Origin of the sequence: Dolichospermum sp. UHCC 0352, from assembly GCF_009711925.1 — a bacterium.
Classification (GTDB): Bacteria; Cyanobacteriota; Cyanobacteriia; order Cyanobacteriales; family Nostocaceae; genus Dolichospermum; species Dolichospermum lemmermannii.
This window is the reverse complement of record NZ_VIKY01000063.1, coordinates 1-5,845: the sequence shown is the minus strand read 5'-3', so window position 1 is coordinate 5,845 and position 5,845 is coordinate 1. Positions and strand designations below refer to the sequence as shown.

6 protein-coding genes are annotated in these 5,845 nt (G+C 39.0%); all 6 read left to right on the top strand.

The features are described 5' to 3' along the window. Positions 1 to 50: 50 nt before the first annotated feature. The 6 genes from FJR06_RS04390 (at position 51) to FJR06_RS04365 (ending at position 5,770) form a co-directional block, all read left to right on the top strand. Entirely contained in the window at positions 51 to 1,268 is a 1,218-nt protein-coding gene (locus tag FJR06_RS04390) for a type IV pilus twitching motility protein PilT (protein WP_168650900.1), read from the top strand. A 35-nt stretch (positions 1,269 to 1,303) separates the two neighbouring features. Further along, positions 1,304 to 2,074 (top strand): circadian clock KaiB family protein, encoded by a 771-nt coding sequence (locus FJR06_RS04385; RefSeq protein WP_015080821.1) that lies wholly within the window; start codon positions 1,304 to 1,306, stop codon positions 2,072 to 2,074. 455 nt (positions 2,075 to 2,529) lie between these two features. Continuing rightward, positions 2,530 to 4,065, top strand: coding sequence for a hypothetical protein (locus FJR06_RS04380; protein WP_168650899.1), 1,536 nt, complete (start codon positions 2,530 to 2,532; stop codon positions 4,063 to 4,065). Between the two features lie 20 nt (positions 4,066 to 4,085). After that, a complete protein-coding gene (locus FJR06_RS04375) occupies positions 4,086 to 4,301 on the top strand; it encodes a hypothetical protein (RefSeq protein WP_148279058.1) in 216 nt (71 codons plus the stop codon). Between the two features lie 46 nt (positions 4,302 to 4,347). Continuing rightward, entirely contained in the window at positions 4,348 to 4,914 is a 567-nt protein-coding gene (locus tag FJR06_RS04370; RefSeq protein WP_015080823.1) for a transposase, read from the top strand. Between the two features lie 103 nt (positions 4,915 to 5,017). Then, positions 5,018 to 5,770, top strand: a complete 753-nt coding sequence (locus FJR06_RS04365; protein WP_015080824.1) for an MBL fold metallo-hydrolase — start codon at positions 5,018 to 5,020, stop codon at positions 5,768 to 5,770. Positions 5,771 to 5,845 lie beyond the last annotated feature (75 nt).

The window sequence follows — 5,845 nt, the reverse complement described above, 5'->3', positions numbered from 1 at the left end:
AACTGACAACTGACAACTGACAACTGACCAATTAAAAAAAGTGAAGATATATGACAGAATCACAAACATTCAGAATACCGCCACCCTTGCCAAAAGTAAAAATACAGCATCAGTCGGCAAATTTAGAAATAAATGCACCAGCACCGTCAATAATTACTCTGCCACCACCAATATATTCTTATGACAATGCGCCCACAGATGAACCTTTAGAACGGACATTGGTACAGCTTATCCAGGAAGCATTTGATGAAGGTTACTCTGATGTTCACTTGGGAGTAGGAGAAATACCCCGCTTCCGCAACCGGGGAGAAATTCTCACTACAAGTTACCCCGAAACTGATAAACCGACTTTTATGCGTTGGCTGCGGGAGATTCTCTCTGATTCTGAAATTCAAAGGTTTCAAGAACATTTAGAATTTGATGGTGCGACTCAGTACGATTTTGCCCGTGTGCGGATTAATGTGTTTGATTCCCTGCGCGGTTATGCCATGGTACTGCGGTTAATTCCTCTCAAAATTCTGTCTATGGAGCAATTGCGCTTACCACCAGTGTTTAGAGATATTTGTCACCATCACAAGGGTTTAGTTTTGGTGACAGGTCCTACTGGTTCAGGTAAATCCACGACAATGGCAGCAATGGTTGATTATATTAATCGGGAGATGGCTAAACATATTATTACGATTGAGGACCCGGTAGAATTTGTCCACCAAAGTCGTAAGTCTTTAGTTAAACAGCGGCAAGTGGGAATGCACACCCGCAAATTTGATAATGCTTTAAAAGCAGCTTTGCGGGAAGATCCAGATTTAATTCTGGTGGGGGAAATGCGGGATAAGGAAACTGTAAATACGGCACTAAAAGCGGCGCAAACAGGTCAATTGGTGATGGGAACTCTGCACACTAATAGTGCGGTAAAAACTATTGAACGGATTCTCAATTTGTATTCGGGTGAAGAACAGGAAGCTATGCGGATAGCGCTTGCGGAATCTTTAGTAGCTGTAATTGCTCAAGGTTTATGCCGCACTACAGATGGTAATCGGGCGGCTTTCCACGATATTCTCATTAATACTGAGGCTGTTAAGGAATGGGTGAAGAATGGCAAGTATGATGAGATTGCGGACTTAATGAAACAAGCCAGTTTTGATGGCATGGTGACAATGAATCAGTCATTACTCAACCTTTACCAAGAAGGCCGGATTACTGAAGAAACAGCTTTGGAAATGTCGGCAACTCCTAACGAAATGGCGCAATTCCTCCGAGGTCGTATTTAATTAACAACTGACAACTGACCCATGACAACTGACCAATGACTAAGTTGAATTTAGACAAACTATCTAAACCCCAGTTGTTCAAGGGTATTGCCTTGTTTACGCCTGGTGGGGATTTGATTTATTGTATTGACCCTAGTAAGCAAGGAAGATGGCATTTACATTTATGTGCGGCTTTGCAGGAAATTCTCGACTTACCAGAGCCTCCACATTTTTTAGTACCTTGTTATACTGCAACCATTGATCACTGGTTAAATCCTCGGACTCAAAAAGTACAAATTTTTGCGGAGGCTTATCCAGCAGTAATGCGTCATCAAGCTGTGCTGAATGCGATTTTTGGGACGGGAGATTTGGTTTGGCAATCAGCACCTTGGCAAGATGGTTTGTGCGATCGCTTGGTATTATCAACTTATCGCTCTACATTTCCTCAACTTTGGCAAGATCATGATTTAATTGTGCGTTTGGATTTGGCTGATTCTCCCTCACAGTACCAGCAACCAGTCATTAATACACAACCAGTGCTACAAAAGATCCCAGGTCCCCCAGGCTTTGTTTTGCGTTTGTTTGTTGCTGGTCATAGTGCGACTACAGAAAAAATTTTACAAAACCTGCACGAATCCTTAGAGCGCTCGCTAGGATATCCTTATACTCTCAAAGTTATTGATGTTCTCACCAATCCAGAACAGGCAGAAATTGATCAAGTTTCTGCTACTCCTACTTTAGTTAAGGTTTGGCCTCATCCAATTCGGCGCATGGTTGGTAATTTACATAATGCGGACAAACTCCTACAAATGTTAGCGGGACAATAGACAACTGATGATAAAGAATGTATGGACTCTACAAGGATTTTAGGACTGGAATTAGCTGTAAAAAATCCTGTTAATCCTGATTCTGACAATTTTATCAAAAATTTACATAAATTCCGCTAAATTACTGAGAAGTCAGGATTACACTTAGAACCACTCATGAAGCAGCAATCATCAAGGTTGTGGCTAATTTTATTCATCTTATATCAATCTGATAACAGCTTTACAAGCAGAGATCAGATGATAAATTTTCTGCTGGCACGCATAAATATACGGATACTAAAAAAATAAAATTCACTAACTCTTGAAAATTAAAGTATACAAGCTGCTATACTGGCTCGCATAGAATGAAAGGTAACAAGACCACTAATCTTTACATGATAAGGCATCTATGTTTGAGCTATCCTTAGACTCTCAACAATCAGGGTTCATATCTACCCCCCTACAACAATCTAGGTTTGAGCGATTATCAAGATCCTGTATTCGCTGTTAATCCTGCCAATTCTTCTGAGTTACCTGTTCCGTTTATTGATACAGTTTTTCAGGCAATTAATGAAACTAAATATATCCTGAGTGGACTCAGCAGTAATTCTCAAAGAGATTACATTATGGGGACTGCTTTTGGTCTTTATAACCAGGAGTCAGCTAATCAAATATTGACAGCTTGGGCGCGAAATAATTTTACTAATACACCGCATATAGAATTAGTATTTGGTCAAAACTTCAATGGAGCGTATGCAAAGGACAATAATACTATTTATCTATCTGGGGAATTTTTAGGGGCTAATAAGGATAATATTGAGGCTGTTACAGGGGTTTTAGTAGAGGAGGTTGGGCATTATTTAGATAGTCAAATTAATGTACAGGATGCTGCTGGGGATGAAGGGGATATTTTCTCGCGGTTGGTAAGGGGGCAAAGTATTAGTGAGGGAGAATTGGTATCATTGCATGGTGAGGATGATACAGCAACTTTTACTTTAAATGGACAAAATATTGCTGTTGAGATGTCTAAGGTTGCGATGGAAGTATTTAACAACCGCATCTATCAGTCAGTCAGAGGTACTGACAATGGAATTTATAATCGTTCCTCTGCTGATGGTACTAACTGGACTGCTTGGCAAAACTTCGGTGGTGCTACTCTCGGTGGACCTGATTTAGAAGTGTTTAATGGCAGACTATATCAAACAGTTAGAGGTACTGACAACCAAATCTATAATCGTTCTTCTGCTGATGGTACTAACTGGACTGCTTGGCAAAACTTTGGTGGTGCTACTCTCAGTAGACCTGATTTAGAAGTGTTTAATGGCAGACTATATCAAACAGTTAGAGGTACTGACAACCAAATCTATAATCGTTCTTCTGATAATGGGAGCAATTGGACAAGTTGGCAAAACTTTGGTGGTGCTACTCTAGCTGATCCGGAGTTAAAAGTCTTTAATGGGAAATTATTTCAAGCTGTACAAGGAACAGATGATCGAATTTATACTCGTGATTCATTTAATGGAACAAATTGGAATGGATGGCAAGAAAGAGGAGGTTTAACTCCTGCGGATGCACCCTCTGGTTTAATGGCCACTTCTAGCTATTTAACACAGCTTAGTAATGAAACTCTAATTGGTAAATATAGTAGAAATGTTGATAATGCTTATGGTTATCAATGTTGGGATTTAGTTGCTGATGCAACAGCAATTTCTGGATCAAGTCCTTATTGGAATGCAGGTACTTGGAAACGAAGAGTTAGTGTGATAGGTAATGGCAATGTTGCGGTAGGTACGGCGATCGCCACTTTTGCTGGTACAAATAATAGTTATTATGGTACATATAACCATACCGGAATTTTTGCTGGATACAGACTTAATAGCGCAGGTGCAATAGATGGTTTTTGGATGTGGGAACAAAATGCTCCATTGGGTTCTGCTATTGGCAAAGGATTTTATTCAATTAGCGGTTCTGGTGTTTCTGATGCCGATAATTATTATTTAGTTAGTGTTTAAAGCGTTGTAGGGGTTTAGCAGTGCTAAACCCCTACGTTTGTGGGAAAACGTTAAGACTGGTGTATCGCTTTTCTGTATTTGTAGAAAATGCGATAGCAAAGCTCACCGCTTGTTTATTTTCAATGATACATTGCGATCGCTCATCTACCGTCAATGATTGTAGGGGTTTAGCAATGCTAAACCCCTACCCGTATCGCCACCAACCGATTAATCCCACATTCCCTACCCATGAATGATATATAATCATATAAAAATTCATCAAAACCATCCCTCATCACCAAAGTGTCCTATAATCCAGAAATTCACCATCGCCGTTCTATTAGATTAAAAGACCACGATTACACCCAAGAAGGTGCATATTTCATTACCATTTGCACTAAAGACAAACAATGTATATTTGGTGATATCAAACAAGGGGAAATGAAATTAAACTTGCTAGGAACAATTGCTGATGAATGCTGGCAAGAAATTCCTCAACATTTCCCACATATCAACTTAGACGTATTTGTGATTATGCCAAATCACATTCATGGCATATTATGGATAGTTAAAACAATTCCCAAAGAAGACAAAACCAGAAATTATGGTAAAATGATTCCCGGATCAATTCCCACCGTCATCAGGTCTTATAAAAGTATTGTTACTAAGAAAATTAATATTATTTGCCATCAAAAAGGAATATCTTCTGTATGGCAAAGAAACTTTTATGAACATATTAACCGTAATGAAACATCTTTGGAAGGAATTAGAAAATACATTATTAATAATCCTCTAAATTGGGATAATGATGATGAAAATATAGGGCAAAATATTCAAGAACAACGATTATTATTAGATATACCTTTTTAGATAAAACCTTCGCTTTTACTGCACATATTGTAGTAGGGGTTTAGCAATGCTAAACCCCTACGTTTTCGCTATAATTGGATTATAGATAGCGTTTTCTGTAATTATGAATTTTACTTGGTTAGATAGTAATAGTTGGTTGATTGAAATTGGTGAACAGCGGATACTAATTGACCCCTGGTTAATTGGTGATTTAACCTTTAATAATTTAGATTGGTTATTTAAAGGTTCTCGGACTCAAGATCGGTCAATACCAGATAATATAAACTTAATTTTGCTTTCTCAAGGATTAGAAGATCACGCACACCCACCCACCTTAAAACAGCTTAACAAAAATATCCCCGTTGTCGCTTCCCCCAATGCGGCTAAAGTTGTCAAACAACTGGGTTATCAACAAATCATCAGTCTCAATCATGGTGAAACCTTCACCTTAAATCATCAAATAGAAATCAAAGCTGTTCCCGGTTCTCCCATTGGACCAACCTTATTAGAAAACGGCTATCTACTCAAAGATTTAGCAAATAATTCCACATTGTATTATGAACCTCATGGTTATCATTCCCCCCAACTTGAAGAAATAGCAGCCATTGACGTAGTAATTACACCAATCATTGATTTGAGTTTACCCCTACTCGGTCCGATTATCAAAGGCATGAATAGCGCCCTAGAAGTAGCAAAATCGGTAAAACCTCGATTTATGCTCCCTACCGCCGCCGGAGGGGATATTTTGTTTGCAGGACTACTGGTAAAATTCCTGCAAGCTAAGGGAACTGTAGAAGAATTTCGCACATTACTGGAAAAAAACAATTTAACAACCCAGGTAATTGCTCCTCAACCTGGTGAAAAAGTTATGGTTTGATTGACACTCTCCGCGTCTTTAGACGCGGAGATTCTATAGAGAGTTTCAGTCTATATCCCTCAGTTATCCCAGTTT